The sequence below is a fragment of the Agrobacterium tumefaciens genome, assembly GCF_031801495.1.
GTDB lineage: Bacteria > Pseudomonadota > Alphaproteobacteria > Rhizobiales > Rhizobiaceae > Agrobacterium > Agrobacterium tumefaciens_K.
In genome coordinates, this window is sequence record NZ_JAOEGC010000002.1 from 880,588 (window position 1) to 895,158 (window position 14,571).

The 14,571-nt window shown below is 58.7% G+C and carries 13 protein-coding genes; 5 read left to right on the plus strand and 8 right to left on the minus strand.

What is annotated here, in order from left to right:
• Positions 1 to 71: 71 nt before the first annotated feature.
• Complete coding sequence (gene pepN, locus N7578_RS13725; protein WP_311110863.1) at positions 72 to 2,720, minus strand: aminopeptidase N; 2,649 nt, start codon at positions 2,718 to 2,720, stop codon at positions 72 to 74.
• A gap of 430 nt (positions 2,721 to 3,150) precedes the next feature.
• Between pepN and N7578_RS13730 the strand changes: the two genes are divergently transcribed.
• Positions 3,151 to 4,089: a DMT family transporter gene (locus N7578_RS13730; protein WP_311110864.1), complete on the plus strand. Its 939-nt coding sequence runs from the start codon at positions 3,151 to 3,153 to the stop codon at positions 4,087 to 4,089.
• A gap of 144 nt (positions 4,090 to 4,233) precedes the next feature.
• On the opposite strand, the gene N7578_RS13735 is transcribed toward N7578_RS13730, so the two are convergent.
• The 3 genes from N7578_RS13735 to N7578_RS13745 form a co-directional block, all read right to left on the minus strand.
• Positions 4,234 to 4,425 carry a hypothetical protein gene (locus N7578_RS13735; protein ID WP_311110865.1) on the minus strand — a complete coding sequence of 64 codons (192 nt, stop codon included), beginning with the start codon at positions 4,423 to 4,425 and terminating at the stop codon, positions 4,234 to 4,236.
• A gap of 152 nt (positions 4,426 to 4,577) precedes the next feature.
• Entirely contained in the window at positions 4,578 to 5,474 is an 897-nt protein-coding gene (locus N7578_RS13740) for a uracil-DNA glycosylase (protein ID WP_311110866.1), read from the minus strand.
• 43 nt (positions 5,475 to 5,517) lie between these two features.
• The gene (locus N7578_RS13745; protein WP_311110867.1) at positions 5,518 to 6,810 is read right to left on the minus strand and encodes an Hsp70 family protein; all 1,293 of its coding nucleotides are present in this window, start codon (positions 6,808 to 6,810) and stop codon (positions 5,518 to 5,520) included.
• A gap of 238 nt (positions 6,811 to 7,048) precedes the next feature.
• Here N7578_RS13745 and blaOXA point away from each other — a divergent pair, with 238 nt between their 5' ends.
• Positions 7,049 to 7,861, plus strand: coding sequence for a class D beta-lactamase (blaOXA, locus tag N7578_RS13750; protein ID WP_311110868.1), 813 nt, complete (start codon positions 7,049 to 7,051; stop codon positions 7,859 to 7,861).
• Position 7,862: 1 nt separating this feature from the next.
• Here the strand turns inward: blaOXA and N7578_RS13755 are convergent, their stop codons facing one another.
• The 3 genes from N7578_RS13755 to N7578_RS13765 form a co-directional block, all read right to left on the minus strand.
• Entirely contained in the window at positions 7,863 to 8,066 is a 204-nt protein-coding gene (locus tag N7578_RS13755; RefSeq protein WP_311110869.1) for a hypothetical protein, read from the minus strand.
• Between the two features lie 87 nt (positions 8,067 to 8,153).
• A complete protein-coding gene (locus N7578_RS13760; RefSeq protein ID WP_311110870.1) occupies positions 8,154 to 8,843 on the minus strand; it encodes a hypothetical protein in 690 nt (229 codons plus the stop codon).
• 171 nt (positions 8,844 to 9,014) lie between these two features.
• Positions 9,015 to 9,803 (minus strand): SDR family oxidoreductase, encoded by a 789-nt coding sequence (locus N7578_RS13765; RefSeq protein WP_311110871.1) that lies wholly within the window; start codon positions 9,801 to 9,803, stop codon positions 9,015 to 9,017.
• 479 nt (positions 9,804 to 10,282) lie between these two features.
• Here N7578_RS13765 and N7578_RS13770 point away from each other — a divergent pair, with 479 nt between their 5' ends.
• Both N7578_RS13770 and N7578_RS13775 read left to right on the plus strand, forming a co-directional pair.
• Complete coding sequence (locus N7578_RS13770) at positions 10,283 to 11,947, plus strand: electron transfer flavoprotein-ubiquinone oxidoreductase (protein ID WP_311110872.1); 1,665 nt, start codon at positions 10,283 to 10,285, stop codon at positions 11,945 to 11,947.
• A gap of 219 nt (positions 11,948 to 12,166) precedes the next feature.
• Positions 12,167 to 12,913, plus strand: coding sequence for a pentapeptide repeat-containing protein (locus N7578_RS13775; RefSeq protein ID WP_311110873.1), 747 nt, complete (start codon positions 12,167 to 12,169; stop codon positions 12,911 to 12,913).
• 50 nt (positions 12,914 to 12,963) lie between these two features.
• Here the strand turns inward: N7578_RS13775 and N7578_RS13780 are convergent, their stop codons facing one another.
• Positions 12,964 to 13,980 (minus strand): zinc-binding alcohol dehydrogenase family protein, encoded by a 1,017-nt coding sequence (locus N7578_RS13780; protein WP_311110874.1) that lies wholly within the window; start codon positions 13,978 to 13,980, stop codon positions 12,964 to 12,966.
• Between the two features lie 103 nt (positions 13,981 to 14,083).
• On the opposite strand from N7578_RS13780, the gene N7578_RS13785 reads away from it, so the two are divergent.
• Positions 14,084 to 14,473, plus strand: a complete 390-nt coding sequence (locus N7578_RS13785; protein ID WP_311110875.1) for a helix-turn-helix domain-containing protein — start codon at positions 14,084 to 14,086, stop codon at positions 14,471 to 14,473.
• Positions 14,474 to 14,571 lie beyond the last annotated feature (98 nt).

The following is a 14,571-nucleotide window of genomic DNA, read 5'->3' on the forward strand; positions in this document are numbered from 1 at the left end:
CTCCGCATTTTTTGGCGGGTGGAGAGACGGCCCTTGTCGAGCCGTCTTTTGGTATAGTGGTTGCTGGTCCTTCAGCCCTTCAGGATACGTTCCACGATGTCGCCGACATCGGCGGAAAGACCCTTGGTTTCCGCGATCTGCACAAGGGCTGCCCTGGCCTGTTCGGCGCGTTTTGCCTCCAGCGCGCGCCAGGAGCGCATGGACGTCAGAAGCCGTGCGGCAAGCTGCGGGTTCCGTGCATCAATGGCGATGATCTGCTCTGCCAGGAAGCGATAGGCAGCGCCATCGATCCGGTGGAAACCGGTCGGGTTGGCGAAGGCCAGCGTGCCGACCAGAGAACGGACGCGGTTGGGATTGGACGGGATAAAGTGCTTCGACGTCATCAAGCCCTTGATGCGCTCCAGCGCGCCTTCACCGGGGATGGCGGCCTGCAGCGAGAACCACTTGTCCAGAACCAGCGCATTGTCCGCGAAACGACCCTCGAAATTCGCGAGGGCTTCGGCGGTCTGCGACTTTTCTGGGAAGCGTTGCGTCAGGACGCTGAGCGCATGGGCGAGATCGGTCATGTTGCTGGCGTTTGTATAGGCATCAGCGGCGCGATCAGGCGTATCCTCGGCAGAGGCAAGGTAGGTCAACGCGGTGTTGCGCAGCGACCGGCGACCGGCGCTTTCGGCGTCCGGGCTGTAGGGGCCGGTATCCCCATAAGTTTCGACAAGCCGCGTGAAGGTTGCAACGCCTGCCTTGGCGATGGCGGCAATCGTTGCGTTGCGTGCCTTGTGGATGGCGTCCGGATCGGTGTCGCGGCCCAGTTCACGGGCGATGTCCGTTTCGCTTGGTAGAGCAAGTGCCTGCGCTCGGAATGCCGGCTCGAGGCTTTCGTCATCGGCGACTTCGATGAGTGTGGCGATGAGATCGGCATCCAGCTGAATTTCGTCGCCCGCGTGGGCTGCTTTCGTCGCAGCCGTCAATGCGGGCAGGGCCAGTTCCGTCAATGCCTGGAAGCGGGCGAACATGTCCGTTTCGTGCCTTGCGATCTGCACCAGATCGGCAGGCTGCTGTGGGAAGTCGATGTTGACCGGCGCAGAGAAGCTGCGGTTGATCGAGACGACCGGCCGCGAGGAAATGCCGGTGAACGTACAGCTCTGGCTGCCTTCCGTCAGATGCAGGACGCCATCGCGATATTCACCGCCCTCGACGGATTTCGGCTCGGCGATCTGGCCATTGTCGAGGATCAGTGCCAGCGACAGCGGGATGTGACGCGGCTGCTTCACCGGCTGGCCGGGCGTCGGCGAGATGGTCTGTTCCAGCGACAGTTTGAAGGTGGAGTTTACGGCATCGTAATCGGCTGAAATGGCGACCAGAGGCGTTCCTGCTTCCGTATACCACAGCGCAAACTGCGTCAGGTCACGGCCGCTGGCGTCAGCAAAGCTCTTGACGAAATCCTCGACGGTTGCCGCTTCTCCGTCATGGCGCTCGAAATAGAGGTCCATACCCTTCTTGAAGTCGGCCGCACCAAGGATGGTTGCGATCATGCGGGTAACTTCGGCACCCTTTTCGTAGACGGTCGTGGTGTAGAAGTTGTTGATTTCACGGTAGCTGTCCGGGCGCGGCGGATGCGCCAGCGGACCGGAATCCTCGGGGAACTGCTCGGACTTCAGATGGCGCACATCGGCAATGCGCTTGACCGGACGCGAGCGCATGTCGGACGAGAATTCCTGATCGCGATAGACGGTCAGACCTTCCTTGAGGCAAAGCTGGAACCAGTCGCGGCAGGTGATGCGGTTGCCCGTCCAGTTGTGGAAGTATTCGTGTGCGATGATGCGCTCGATATTGGCGTAGTCCGCATCAGTTGCGGTTTCAGGGTCGGCCAGCACGAATTTATCGTTAAAGACGTTCAGCCCCTTGTTTTCCATCGCGCCCATGTTGAAATCGGAGACGGCGACGATCTGGAAGATATTCAGGTCGTATTCACGCCCGAAGCGTTCCTCGTCCCACTTCATTGAGCGTTTCAGCGCGTCCATGGCGTAGGTCGCCCGTGGCTCCTTGCCGTGCTCGACGTAGATTTTCAGCGCGACTTCATTGCCGGACATGGTGGTGAACGTGTCTTCCACGACGCCGAGATCGCCAGCTACGAGCGCGAACAGATAGCTCGGCTTCGGATGTGGATCGAACCAGGCTGCGAAATGACGGCCTTCGTCGTAATTGCCACCGCCGAGGAAGTTGCCGTTCGACAGAAGCAGCGGATTGCCTTCCTTGGCCGCGATGATCGTGACCGTGTAGGGTGCAAGAACATCCGGACGATCCGGGAAATAGGTGATGCGACGGAAGCCTTCGGCTTCGCACTGGGTGCAATAGACGCCGTTGGTGCGATAAAGCCCCATCAGTTGCGTATTGACCTGCGGATTGATGTAGTTGGTGACGCAGATCTCGAACGGCGTTTCTTCCGGCAGATCGCGGATCGTCAGGCTCTCGGGCGTGACGTCATATTGTGCGGCTGGAATTTCGATCTGATCCAGCAGGACGCCCGTCAGCTTCAGTTCGTCACCGTCCAGAACCAGAGGGGCCGCCTTGTCGGCGCCTTCCCTGCGATGGAAAATCAGACGGGCCTCGACCTTGGTGTTGCTGGGGTCGAGTTCGAAGGTGAGATCGACGCGCTCAAGAACGAAATCGGTAGGGCGGTAATCTGCCAGGTGAACGACCTGGCCCGTATCTGTTCGCATGACTATTCCTGAATAACTCTGTCGATCGTCGGCCAGGCATCATGTCGTCACAAAGCCTGAATGTAAAATACGGAAGTACTCGTCACGTCATGTGAGCGTCGCGGGACGTTCTGTCCCCTTTGGGAGGCTCAAACCCGCAGTGTAGTTGCTCCTCCGGCTGCTGGTTTCTGCGGACCATGCCAGCAAATGTTGAACGATTGCTGAAGTTGTTTCGATTTTTATGAAATTTTTTGCTGTTGGTTGCCGATGCTTTTCATGGTGTGCCGAAGTGCTGATGCGATCAACCGAATTCATGGGTGGATCAGCTTTTTTGATGCAAAGCGTGGCTACAATTGTTCTAGCTTTGCTGAACTTAACTTCCCCTGCGTCGTCCTTTTCCCGAGAAAAAATCTTCGATGGCGTTTTGTGCAGACGATACGAGTAACTGCCGATGAGCGCCGATGCCTATAGTCCCGTCCGCGGGATTTCCATGAAGCTGATATCCGTCGGCTTCTTTCTGATGATGCAGACTTTCATCAAGGCATCGGGGCCGGATGTCCCTCCGGGGCAGATAACCTTCTTCCGTTCGGCGTTTGCCATCATTCCCATCGTGATTTACCTCGCCTGGCTGCATTCGCTGGCAACTGCGCTGCACACCAACAACCTGTTCGGTCATTTCAAGCGCGGCTTTCTCGGCATACTGTCCATGGCCTGTGGGTTTTACGGACTGACTCTGTTGCCATTGCCGGAATTCATCGCCATCGGTTACGCCTCACCCTTGTTGGCTGTCGTCTTTGCGTCCCTGATCCTGCGTGAGAAGGTGCGGGTCTATCGCTGGAGCGCGGTTGCCGTCGGCATGGTCGGCGTTCTCGTCATTCTCTGGCCGAAGATGACGTTGCTGCGCGAAGGTGGATTTGCCGCCGGTGAGGGAACCGCAGCCATTGCAGTGCTGGTTGGAGCCGCCCTCGGTGGGCTTGCGATGATTCAGGTCCGGCAACTGGTGGAAACGGAAAAGACCCCGACGATCGTTCTCTATTTTTCGCTGACGGCGGCTTTGCTCTCACTGGTAAGCGTGCCGTTCGGCTGGATGTGGCTCGATCCCCAGCAGGCCTTGCTGCTGATCGGTAGCGGTATCTGTGGTGGCGTCGCGCAGATATTTCTGACCGAAAGCTACCGTCACGCCGAAGTCTCGATCATCGCGCCGTTCGAGTACAGTTCCATCGTGTTCGGGATCGCGGTGTCATATGTGCTGTTTGGCGATATTCCGACAACGACGATGCTTATTGGCACGGCGATCGTGATCCTTGCCGGCATCTTCATCATTCTGCGCGAACATCAGCTCGGGCTTGCCAGAAAGGCGGCGCGCAAAGCCTCGACGCCGCAGGGGTGAGAGCAAGGCGCGGCAAAAGCGCCGCGCCGCTTTCCGGCAACTGTCGCTCCCGCATGCGCACAAAAGCAAAAGGCGCCTTTCCGGAGAAAGACGCCACAGCGCAAATCGGTCATGTAACACCGGCGGCTAGCCGGTCAAACGATGTTAGCGTTCGCGAAAATCCGCAAAAACAGCAGCGGGGCGCGTAACGCGAACCTGCTGAGCAGCGGCGCGAGCAGTCATCTGTTCGTTGGCGGCAGCGCCAAAACGATGATATCCAGTGCTTGTACGGGGGCTGAGGCCCGCCAGACGAAGCGATTCAAAGCCGGAATGTACCGGACGGAAGCGAGTGGTCATTGCCTTGGTTCCTTAAACCTTTTCCTCCCAAGACATGAGCGGATATATCGCAGCGCAGCATGGATTCTGCAAGCAAGGCAAATGCGTCGCTGTCATGCGCAAAACGCATGGCTATTTTCATAAATCATTTACACTGAACACAAATAGGGCAGTCAGTGCTGCGTGATGCGCGCCTTGAAGGCCAATAAATCTTGCCAGGACAAAGACTTGGAGGCGGGCGCGTTCAGAAGTTCCTGCGGGTGAAGGCTGGCGAGGGCGGGCAGAACGAGGTGGCCAGCCGCGACATCGCGCCACTGGCCGCGCAGCGTGTGGATCGTTCCCGAGCCGCCGAAGAAGAAACGTGCGGTGAAGTTGCCAAGAAGCAACAGGTGTTTTGGCTCGAAAAGGGCGATCTGTCTTTCGATAAACGGGCGGCAGATGTCCATTTCCGCCTGCGTCGGCTGGCGATTGCCGGGTGGGCGCCACGGCACGACATTGCCGAGCGCAATGCTGCTACGCTCAAGGCCGATGGCCGCCAGCATGCGTTCCAGCAGAAGACCGGTCTTGCCCGCGAACGGCATGCCCTCGCGGTCATCGTCGGCGTCCGGCATGGAACCGATCACCATGACGCCGGAGGTTGGAATGCCCTCTGCAAAAACCGTGCTGCGTGCGCTGTTCTTCAGGTTGCAGCCGTTGAAGCTCGCCAGAGCGGTCTTGAGTTCCTCGAGGGAGCGGGCGCTCTCCGCGGCAAACCGCGCGGCAGTGATGACCTCCGCATCCGGCACGGCGACATTCTGCTGGATGGCAGGGATGGGCGGCGTGGCTCTGCCTGCGGCTGAAGTCGCACGTCGGGTCCCTCCATCTACCTGTGCTCCGGGACGATCGCCTGCGCGGCGATCCATGGCTTGCTGGGGTTCCTGCCTCGGCATCTGCCGGGCAGGGCGGCTTGCCGCGAATTCAGCAAAGCGATCGATCGGCTGGTCGCCGAGAAGCCAATCCACACCCGCATCCGCATGAAAATGCAGAAGTGCTGCCAGTTCCGCCGGGGAGAGATCTTGAGCCGAAATCATGGGCGAAAACTACCTCAAGTCCCGGTCCGGCGAAACCCGTAAATCACGCTGTCCAGCGCTCAATATCGCCACTCTCGCCGATCATCGCCAGACCGTGCGCGATGGAGAGCATCTCGCCGCCGCTTTCGATCTTGTCCATGCCGAAACGTCGGTTGAAAAGTTCACGCACCGCCGGCACGAAGGAGGTTCCGCCGGTGAGGAACACCTTGTCGATGGCATCCGGCGCGGTGTTGGTCTTGACCAGAACCTCATCCAGCGCTTCCTCGATCTTGCCGAGGTCTTCGGCAATCCATGCGTTGAAATCGGTCCGCTTCACCGTCTTGCGTCCCGCCTTGCCAAGCGGCGAGAAGTTGAACTCCGCTTCTTCCTGCGAAGAGAGTGCCATCTTCGTGGCGGAAATGGCCTGATAGAGCGGATAGCCTTCGTCATGCTCGACGAGATCGATGAACATTTCCAGCTTTTCGGGCTCGAGCGCGGAACGCACCAGCGACTTCAGATCGGCAAATTCCTTGGAGGTCTTGAAGATCGAGAGCTGGTTCCAGCGGCCGAAATTCACGTAGTAGCCCGAGGGAACGTCCAGAACCTTGTCGAAGCTCTTGAACTTGCTCCCCTTGCCGATTTCGGGGGAGACGAGATTGTCGATCATGCGGAAATCGAAGTGGTCGCCCGCGATGCCGACGCCGGAATGGCCGATAGGTGTTGCGGAGAGCTTGCCGCCCTGGGTTTCGAAACGGATCAGCGAGTAGTCGGTGGTGCCGCCGCCGAAATCCGCCACCAGAACGTTGGCGTCCTTCTTCAGGCTCTGCGCAAAGTAATAGGCTGCCGCGACCGGCTCATAGACGTAGTGGATTTCCGGGAACCCGGCACGCGTCAACGCCTCGTTGTAACGTGTAAGCGCCAGTTCTTCGTTCGGGTTCGTACCCGCGAAGCGAACCGGGCGACCGGCGATGACCCTGGAAACATCGTCGCGCCATTCATCGCCCGCATAGACCTTCAGCTTGCGCAGGAAAACTTCCATCAGGTCTTCGAAGCTCTGGCGCTTGGCATAGATCAGCGTTCCCTGAAACAGCGAGGACGCGGCGAAGGTCTTGATCGACTGCAGGAAGCGGGAGTCGCCGGGATTGTCGATGAACTGCTGGATGGCCGCATGCCCCGCCTCCACGTGGAGAGCGGCCGCACCCAGCGCATTGTCCTTCATGAAGGACAGCGCGGTGCGCATGCTGTCTGCCGTTCCCGCGCTGCTGGTAAAGCGCATCGAATGGCTTGTGCTGCCGCTGTCGGAAAGTGCCATGACCGTGTTGGTCGTGCCGAAATCGAGGCCGAGTGCGCTTGCCATGGCGAATATCCTTATGTGTCAACAAGAGAGGTGCCGGAGTGCCATTTGGCATCCGGTGAGATTAAAGGACGCCGAAAGCGCCCGCCTGTTTTGAGGAGGGCGCGTGATGGCATAGCGAATTGTGAATAGCAAGCGCGGGTAACGGTTTTTCTCGTTGTCCGCCGCAATAAAGCCATTCCAGTTTTCCCTGTAAGCGCCCGGGGCGGTCATCGAATATTGCGTATAGGGAGAGTGGCCAATGGCCTTGAAACGTCTGGCAGCAACGGTTTGTGCGGCTTTTTCAACATTTTATATGGTTCCTTCGGCGCTGGTCGCGGCCGAGCCGGTGCATTGCACCGTTGTTCTCGATGCAGAAAGCGGCGCGACGATCCACCGCAATGGCGTCTGCGATAAAGCGTTTGCGCCGCAATCCACCTTCAAGTTTCCCTTGGCTGTCATGGGCTACGATGCGGGCGTTCTGAAGGATGCGACGACGCCTCATTGGAACTACAGGGCGGAATGGAAGAGGCCGAAGCGGGAGCAGAAATCTGTCAATCCGACGATCTGGGAAACGGACTCGATTGTCTGGTATTCGCAGGAGATCACCCGGAAACTCGGCCAGCGGAAGTTCGCCGATTATGTGCGCGGCTTTGGTTACGGTAACGCCGATGTGAAGGGCATTCCCGGCCAGACGGACGGGCTGACGGAATCCTGGCTGATGTCTTCGCTGAAGATTTCCGGCGACCAGCAGGCGGACTTCGTGCGTCGTTTCGTCACCGGAAAGCTTCCGGTTTCACAGGCCGCTGTTGAGAAGACGCGGGCGATCATTCCGCAGTTTACCGCAGCTGACGGCTGGCAGGTCCATGGCAAGACGGGTTCCGGCCGCATGCGCGACAAGGCAGGCAAATTCGATGGCAACAACTGGCTCGGCTGGTTTGTCGGCTGGGCGGAAAAGGGTGAGCGGCGTGTGGTGTTCGCAAGGCTCAACATCAGCGACTGGAAGCGCAAGGAGCCGATCAGCTTCGTTACCCGCGACACGATGATTGCCGATCTGCCGCAGCTCGTCCGGTAATCTATCGCACAAGCCGTCGGCTGGCGAAGATAATGGCAAGCCCGACGATAGCGGCAAGCGCGCCGCGCCAGATCCACGGACTCTGGTCGATCATGAAACTGGATGAGGGGTAGGGGAAATATCCGCTACCCTGTCCCATCCAGACAAGTCCGATGAGCGCCACGAAAATGCCAAGCACCGTCAGGGAAATTTGAAATACGCGCATCCATGGACTCCGAAGCATGAACCTGCGGGGTATTGTAGTGCAGGAAGAACCTGCGGGCCACCTTGAATTGATGGCCCGTAAAACACGTCATGCCTCTGCGTAATACCGGTTTACAAGGCCGGATCGGCCGTTTTCCACCTTGCGTGGGGCGAGAAGATCGACGCTCTCTTCCGGGCCTGCGCCGATGATGGCCGAATCCAGCAGTCCACGGACGATGCGGTCCTTCTGCGCCTCGATGGCCTGATTGCGGGCGCCCTCGAGGGCCGCTTCGTTTTCTGCGAGGCTGCGACGCAGGGATGCTCTCGCTTCAATCGCATCGGCATTGGTTGGCTTCTCGACCTGGCGGTCGGGTCGGGCAGCCGAGGTCTGTGCTGATATGTTTGCTTCCGCCGGCGTCGTCGTGCTGGAGGACGGCTGGGACGGAGATGCCGCGGCTGGTTGCGTTGCTTCGGTGTCGTCGCCGCCAACAGACCGAGGGAGGTCCGGTGCAGGATCCGATTCACCTGCGCTTTCGGTTTCGGTCGGAGGCTCTGGCGCGTTCGTTTCGGGCTGTTGCGATGGGGTCGGCGAATAGGTGCCGTCATCGATCGTATGGTCGTCGCTACCGTTCTCTGCAGGCGTCGCAGAGTTTCCGGTGGTCTGGGCCGTCTGCTGGCTTGTCGTGGTGTTTGATGATGCGCTTCCTCCCTGCGTGCTCGCAGACTGGTTACCGGATGTCGTGTCTGGTTTGGTCGTGGAGGAGGGGGTAGGCGAGGGGCGGAATAGATTTTCTAACATGCTGGAATGCCAATTGATGATGGGCAGTCCCTACGCGCCTGTGCCTGAATTTTAAGTTCAGTCGCACACTCGCATTTATCTAAAATGCTGTTTTATCGGTCGTTTTTTATAATAATTTCACAAGATAATTGTTCTGGAGCCGAAAAGTTCGGCCCCAGAACTGTTTTTGGGTCAATTGGACTTCGATGCGCCGCCGTCGACACGCAGCATGGTGCCGGTGATGTAGCTGGCGGGCTGGGAGCATAGGAATGCGCCAGCGGCAGCAAACTCCTCCACGGAACCAAGCCGTCCGGCCGGAATCGTTTTGACCGAAGCATCGCGGATCTCCTCGACGGATTTGCCGAGGCGCTTGGCGTTCGCACCATCCAGTTCATCGATGCGGTCGGTGTGAATGCGTCCCGGCAGCAGCAGGTTGGCGGTGATGCCGAAACCGGCGACTTCCGTTGCGAGTGTCTTGTTCCAGCCGACCAGCGCGCCGCGCAGCGTGTTGGAAAGGGCAAGATTGGCGATAGGCTCGAAGACGCCCGATGAGGCGACCGTCAGGATACGGCCCCAGCCCTGTTCCTTCATCTGCGGCAGCAGCGCATTTGTCAGGGTGATGACGCGCAGCACCATGGACTGGAAGAAGGTGTCCAGCTTGTCCGCAGTAATCTCCTGCGCGAGGCCGGGCGTAGGGCCTCCGGTGTTGTTGACCAGGATATCGATGCCGCCGAGCTTTTCCTGGACGGCCTTGGTCATGGAATCGACGAAGTTTTCTTCGGAAAGATCACCCCAGACCCAATCGGCCTTGCCCTTGCCAAGAGCATTGATCGCCTTGCAGTTCGCGTCCAGCTTCTCGCCGCTTCTGCCCACGAGCAGAACGTTCACGCCTTCCTTGGCAAGAGCTGTCGCAATGCCGAGGCCGAGGCCGCGCGAGGATGCAAGAACGAGGGCGCGCTTGCCGGAGATGCCGAAATCCATGGTAGATATCCTTATGCCGAAATGCAGATGGTGGTGTTTATAGGCGGCTGCAGCGCGCTTTTGAAGGCTGGTTCGGGGCGGAACGGTTTCGGGGCGCCGATTATTTTTGATGATAGCCTTACGGTTTGCTGATCTGCTGCTGGTTGGCTTGCTGCTCCTTCGTGCAGACTTGCGTTCGGCATGTCAGGAAAGCATAGGGTCGCTTGACGCTCAATCGACACGAATCTAATATTACGTGAACGTAAAAGTAAGTATGGCGAAATTGGTTATCAGGTTGTCTGACAAATGTGTGGCGTACGACATGTTTTGCCGCTATAGAAGCTCGACAAGCGTGTCTTGCTTTGCGAATACAGAAGGCATCGACAAAGCTGCCCCGGAAGGCGCGGCTATTTGATTTGGCGGCGCCGCCGCATCATCGGATGGTTGTCGCGACGGGTGGAAACAAAAGCCGGAAGGGACCGGCGAGGTGAGAGGATAGAATGACCGAACCGATGGAGCTCCCCGAGCGGGAATCGATGGAATTCGACGTTGTGATTGTCGGGGCCGGTCCTGCGGGGTTGTCTGCGGCGATCCGTCTGAAGCAGGTTGATCCCGAACTGTCGGTGGTTGTTCTGGAAAAGGGCGGGGAGGTCGGCGCGCATATTCTCTCCGGCGCTGTGGTCGATCCGATCGGTATCGACAGGCTGCTGCCGGGCTGGCGCGAGGAGGAGGGGCATCCCTTCAGGACAGAGGTCACCGACGACCAGTTCCTGTTCCTGGGGCCAGCCGGTTCGATCCGTCTGCCGAACTTCGCCATGCCGCCGCTGATGAACAACCACGGCAACTACATTGTGTCGCTTGGTCTCGTCTGTCGCTGGCTGGCGGAAAAGGCGGAAGCGCTCGGCGTCGAGATCTATCCCGGCTTTGCTGCAACCGAAGTGCTTTATAATGACGAGGGTTCGGTGATCGGCGTCGCCACCGGCGACATGGGCATCGAGAAGAACGGCGAACCCGGCCCGAACTTCACCCGCGGCATGGAGCTGCACGGCAAATATGTGCTGATCGGCGAGGGTGTGCGCGGTTCGCTCGCCAAACAGCTGATTGCCAAGTTCGACCTCTCCAGAGACCGCGAACCGCAAAAATTCGGCATCGGCATCAAGGAATTGTGGCAGGTCAAACCGGAGAAGCACAAACAAGGTTTGGTGCAGCACTCGTTCGGCTGGCCGCTTGGCATGAAGACCGGCGGTGGCTCATTCCTCTACCATCTTGAAGACAATATGGTGGCCGTCGGTTTCGTGGTTCACTTGAATTACAAGAACCCCTATCTTTATCCTTTCGAGGAATTTCAGCGCTTCAAGACGCATCCGGCCATCCGCGATACCTTCGAGGGCGGCAAGCGCCTGTCCTATGGCGCGCGCGCCATCACTGAAGGTGGCTATCAGTCGGTTCCGAAGCTGACCTTCCCCGGCGGCGCGTTGATCGGCTGTTCCGCCGGTTTCGTCAACGTGCCGCGCATCAAGGGCAGCCACAATGCGGTGCTGTCGGGCATGCTGACGGCAGACAGGATCGCCGATGCCATCAGGTCCGGCCGCGCCCATGACGAAGTTGTCGAGATCGAGAACGAGTGGCGTCAGGGCGATATCGGCAAGGATCTGAGGATGGTCCGCAACGTCAAGCCGCTGTGGTCGAAGTTCGGCACGGCTGTCGGCGTGGCGCTTGGCGGCCTGGACATGTGGACGAACCAGCTGTTCGGTTTCTCGGTGTTCGGCACGCTGAAGCACGGCAAGACGGATGCCGAAAGTCTTGAACCGGCCTCGAAGCACAAGCCGATCGCCTATCCGAAGCCGGACGGCGTTCTGACCTTTGACCGGCTGTCGTCGGTGTTTTTGTCCTCGACCAACCATGAAGAAGACCAGCCGGTACATCTTCAGGTGAAGGACTTAGGCTTGCAGAAATCATCTGAGCACGATGTCTATGCCGGTCCCTCGACACGCTATTGCCCGGCTGGTGTCTACGAATGGGTGGAGAAGGACGGTCAGGACACCTACGTCATCAACGCCCAGAACTGCGTGCACTGCAAGACCTGCGACATCAAGGACCCCAACCAGAACATCAACTGGGTACCGCCGCAGGGTGGCGAAGGGCCGGTCTACGCCAATATGTAATATTGGCACGGTCCTCACGAAGGTGTCTCTTCCTCATTTCTCTGACGACCGGAGGAATGAGGGAGTGCGTACTCGGCCTGAGTTGTCCATTCCCGGCTTGCGGACGCTTTTTTATCAGTGGTTTGCCGATGATTGCAGATTGCCCTTGGGACACTTACGTATAGGATATGCGCCGACCGGAGCAGCCGTGGCGGCGCGTCCGCGATATGGAGTGAAAGCATGGCCAGCTTCGAAAGGCTGAACATACGTTTGAACGACAGGGCGAAGCGGTTCGCTGCTGTTGCCGGTGGTCTTATGATCGCATTGGCTATGAGTGGTCACCATGCAGGCGCCGCAAGCTGCCGCGCAGATGCCATGGCGGGGATCGACTGGCGGGAATGCAACAAGCGCCTGCTGATGCTGGGCGGAAGCAATCTCGATGCGGCTATGCTCTACGGCACGGATTTCACCTATACGGACCTGCGCGGCTCGTCGCTGAAAAACGCCGACCTGGAAAAGGCCAAGCTTATTCGTACGGCCCTCGGCGAATCGAATTTGCAGGGTGCCAATCTCACGAAGGTTGAAGCATATCGCAGCGATTTCTCCGGGGCAGACGCCACCAATGTGAAATTCGTCAATGCCGAGATGCAGCGGGCGCAGTTCAACAAAGCCAAGCTCGATGGCGCCGATTTCACCAAGGCCGAACTTGGTCGTGCGGATTTTGAAGGTGCGACGTTGAACAGCGCAAAGTTCACGCTGACAAACCTTTCACGCGCACGTTTCAACGGCGCGGTGCTGGGCGGTCCTGTCGATTTCTCCAACGCATTCCTCCTGCTGACCCGCATCGAGGGTGTCGACCTGTCCGCGGCAACCGGGCTGGCGCAGGGGCAGATCGAACTGTCCTGCGGTGATGCGAAGACCAAATTGCCTGCCGGGATGACCGTGCCTGCATCTTGGCCGTGCCCCGAAGAGCCGGAAGACGACTGATCGTCATCAGGCCGTGCAACCGCGTCGCACGGCCTTTCTGTTTCGATGGACTAGAAACCTGACAGAACGATCTTGCCTTTGGCCTTGTTGCTTTCGATCAGCGCGTGCGCCTTGATGAGATTGGCAGCGTTGATCGTGCCGAACACTTCGGTCAGTGTCGTCCTGATCGTACCGGCATCCACCAGTTCCGAGACGTGATTGAGCAGCTTGTGCTGTTCGATGATGTCGGCCGTCTGGAAGACGGCGCGGGCGAACATCATTTCCCAATGGATCGAAAGGCTTTTGCGCTTGAACGGCATGGCGTCGAAGCCGCCGGCCGGATCGTCGATCAGCGCGAAACGGCCCTGCGGCGCAATGACGGCGACGCTGTCGGCGGCATGAAAGTCGCTGTGTGTCGTGGAGAACACGAAGGCCGGCGCACCAATCCCGAGTGCTTCCACCTGCGGGGCGATCGGTTTGCTGTGATCGACCACATGGTGCGCGCCGAGATCCTTTACCCAATCGACCGTTTCCGGACGGGATGCCGTGGCGATGACGGTGAGGTCGGTGAGAGCGCGAAGCAACTGGATGGCGATGGAGCCGACGCCGCCCGCGCCGCCGATAACGAGAATTGCATTAGCAGCACCGGGAACAGGGTCTTTCACCCGCAAACGGTCGAACAGCGTTTCGTAAGCCGTAATGGCTGTGAGCGGCAGTGCGGCGGCTTCTTCAAAGGAAAGTGTCTGCGGCTTCACGCCAACGATACGTTCGTCGACCAGATGAAATTCGCTGTTGGAGCCGGGCCGGTTGATAGCGCCTGCGTAGAACACGGCGTCACCCGGCTTGAACAGCGAGACTTTCTCACCGACCGCCTTGACGATACCGGCCGCGTCGAAACCAAGCACACGGTACTCGCCATTTTCCGGTGTCTGGTTGCGACGGACCTTGGTGTCGACCGGATTGACCGAAACGGCCTTCACCTCGACAAGAATATCGTGCCCCTTCGCCTCCGGGACGGGCAGGTCGATATCGATCAGGGCGTCCTGCGCGGTGACTGGCTGGGCTTTCTGGTAACCGATGGCACGCACTTGCATTCTCCTTTGCTTGTTTGCGTGCCTCTTACTTGATACATATGAGCGGCCTTCGCAAGAATGCACATTTTTTGATGATACATACAAAAAGGATACCGTCATGTCTCGCCCGCGCGCCAAGCTGACTGGCAATTTTCCCGGCTGCCCGGTGGAATCGACGCTGAGTTTCATCGACGGAAAATGGAAAGGGGTGATCCTGTATCACCTGATGAATTCCGGCATCCTGCGTTTCAACGAACTGCGCCGCAATATTCCAAGCGTCACGCAACGCATGCTGACCAAGCAGTTACGGGAGCTGGAGGAGGCAGGGCTGATTTCACGCACCGTCTTTCCGGTGGTGCCGCCACGCGTGGACTATGCGCTGACCCCGCTCGGAGAAAGCATGAAGCCGGTGATCTCGGCGTTGAAAACATGGGGTGACTCTCACGTGGTCTGCAAGAACGGCGAGAAATACACGCGCATGCCGCAGGAAAACGAAAAAGCGGCATGAAAACAAGCCGTCGCCTAAGCCATTTTCCCCTGCTGCGATGCAACACGTATTTGCCCCGATTGAGGCATAATGGTGCGGCATCGATTCGCAAGCAGGGA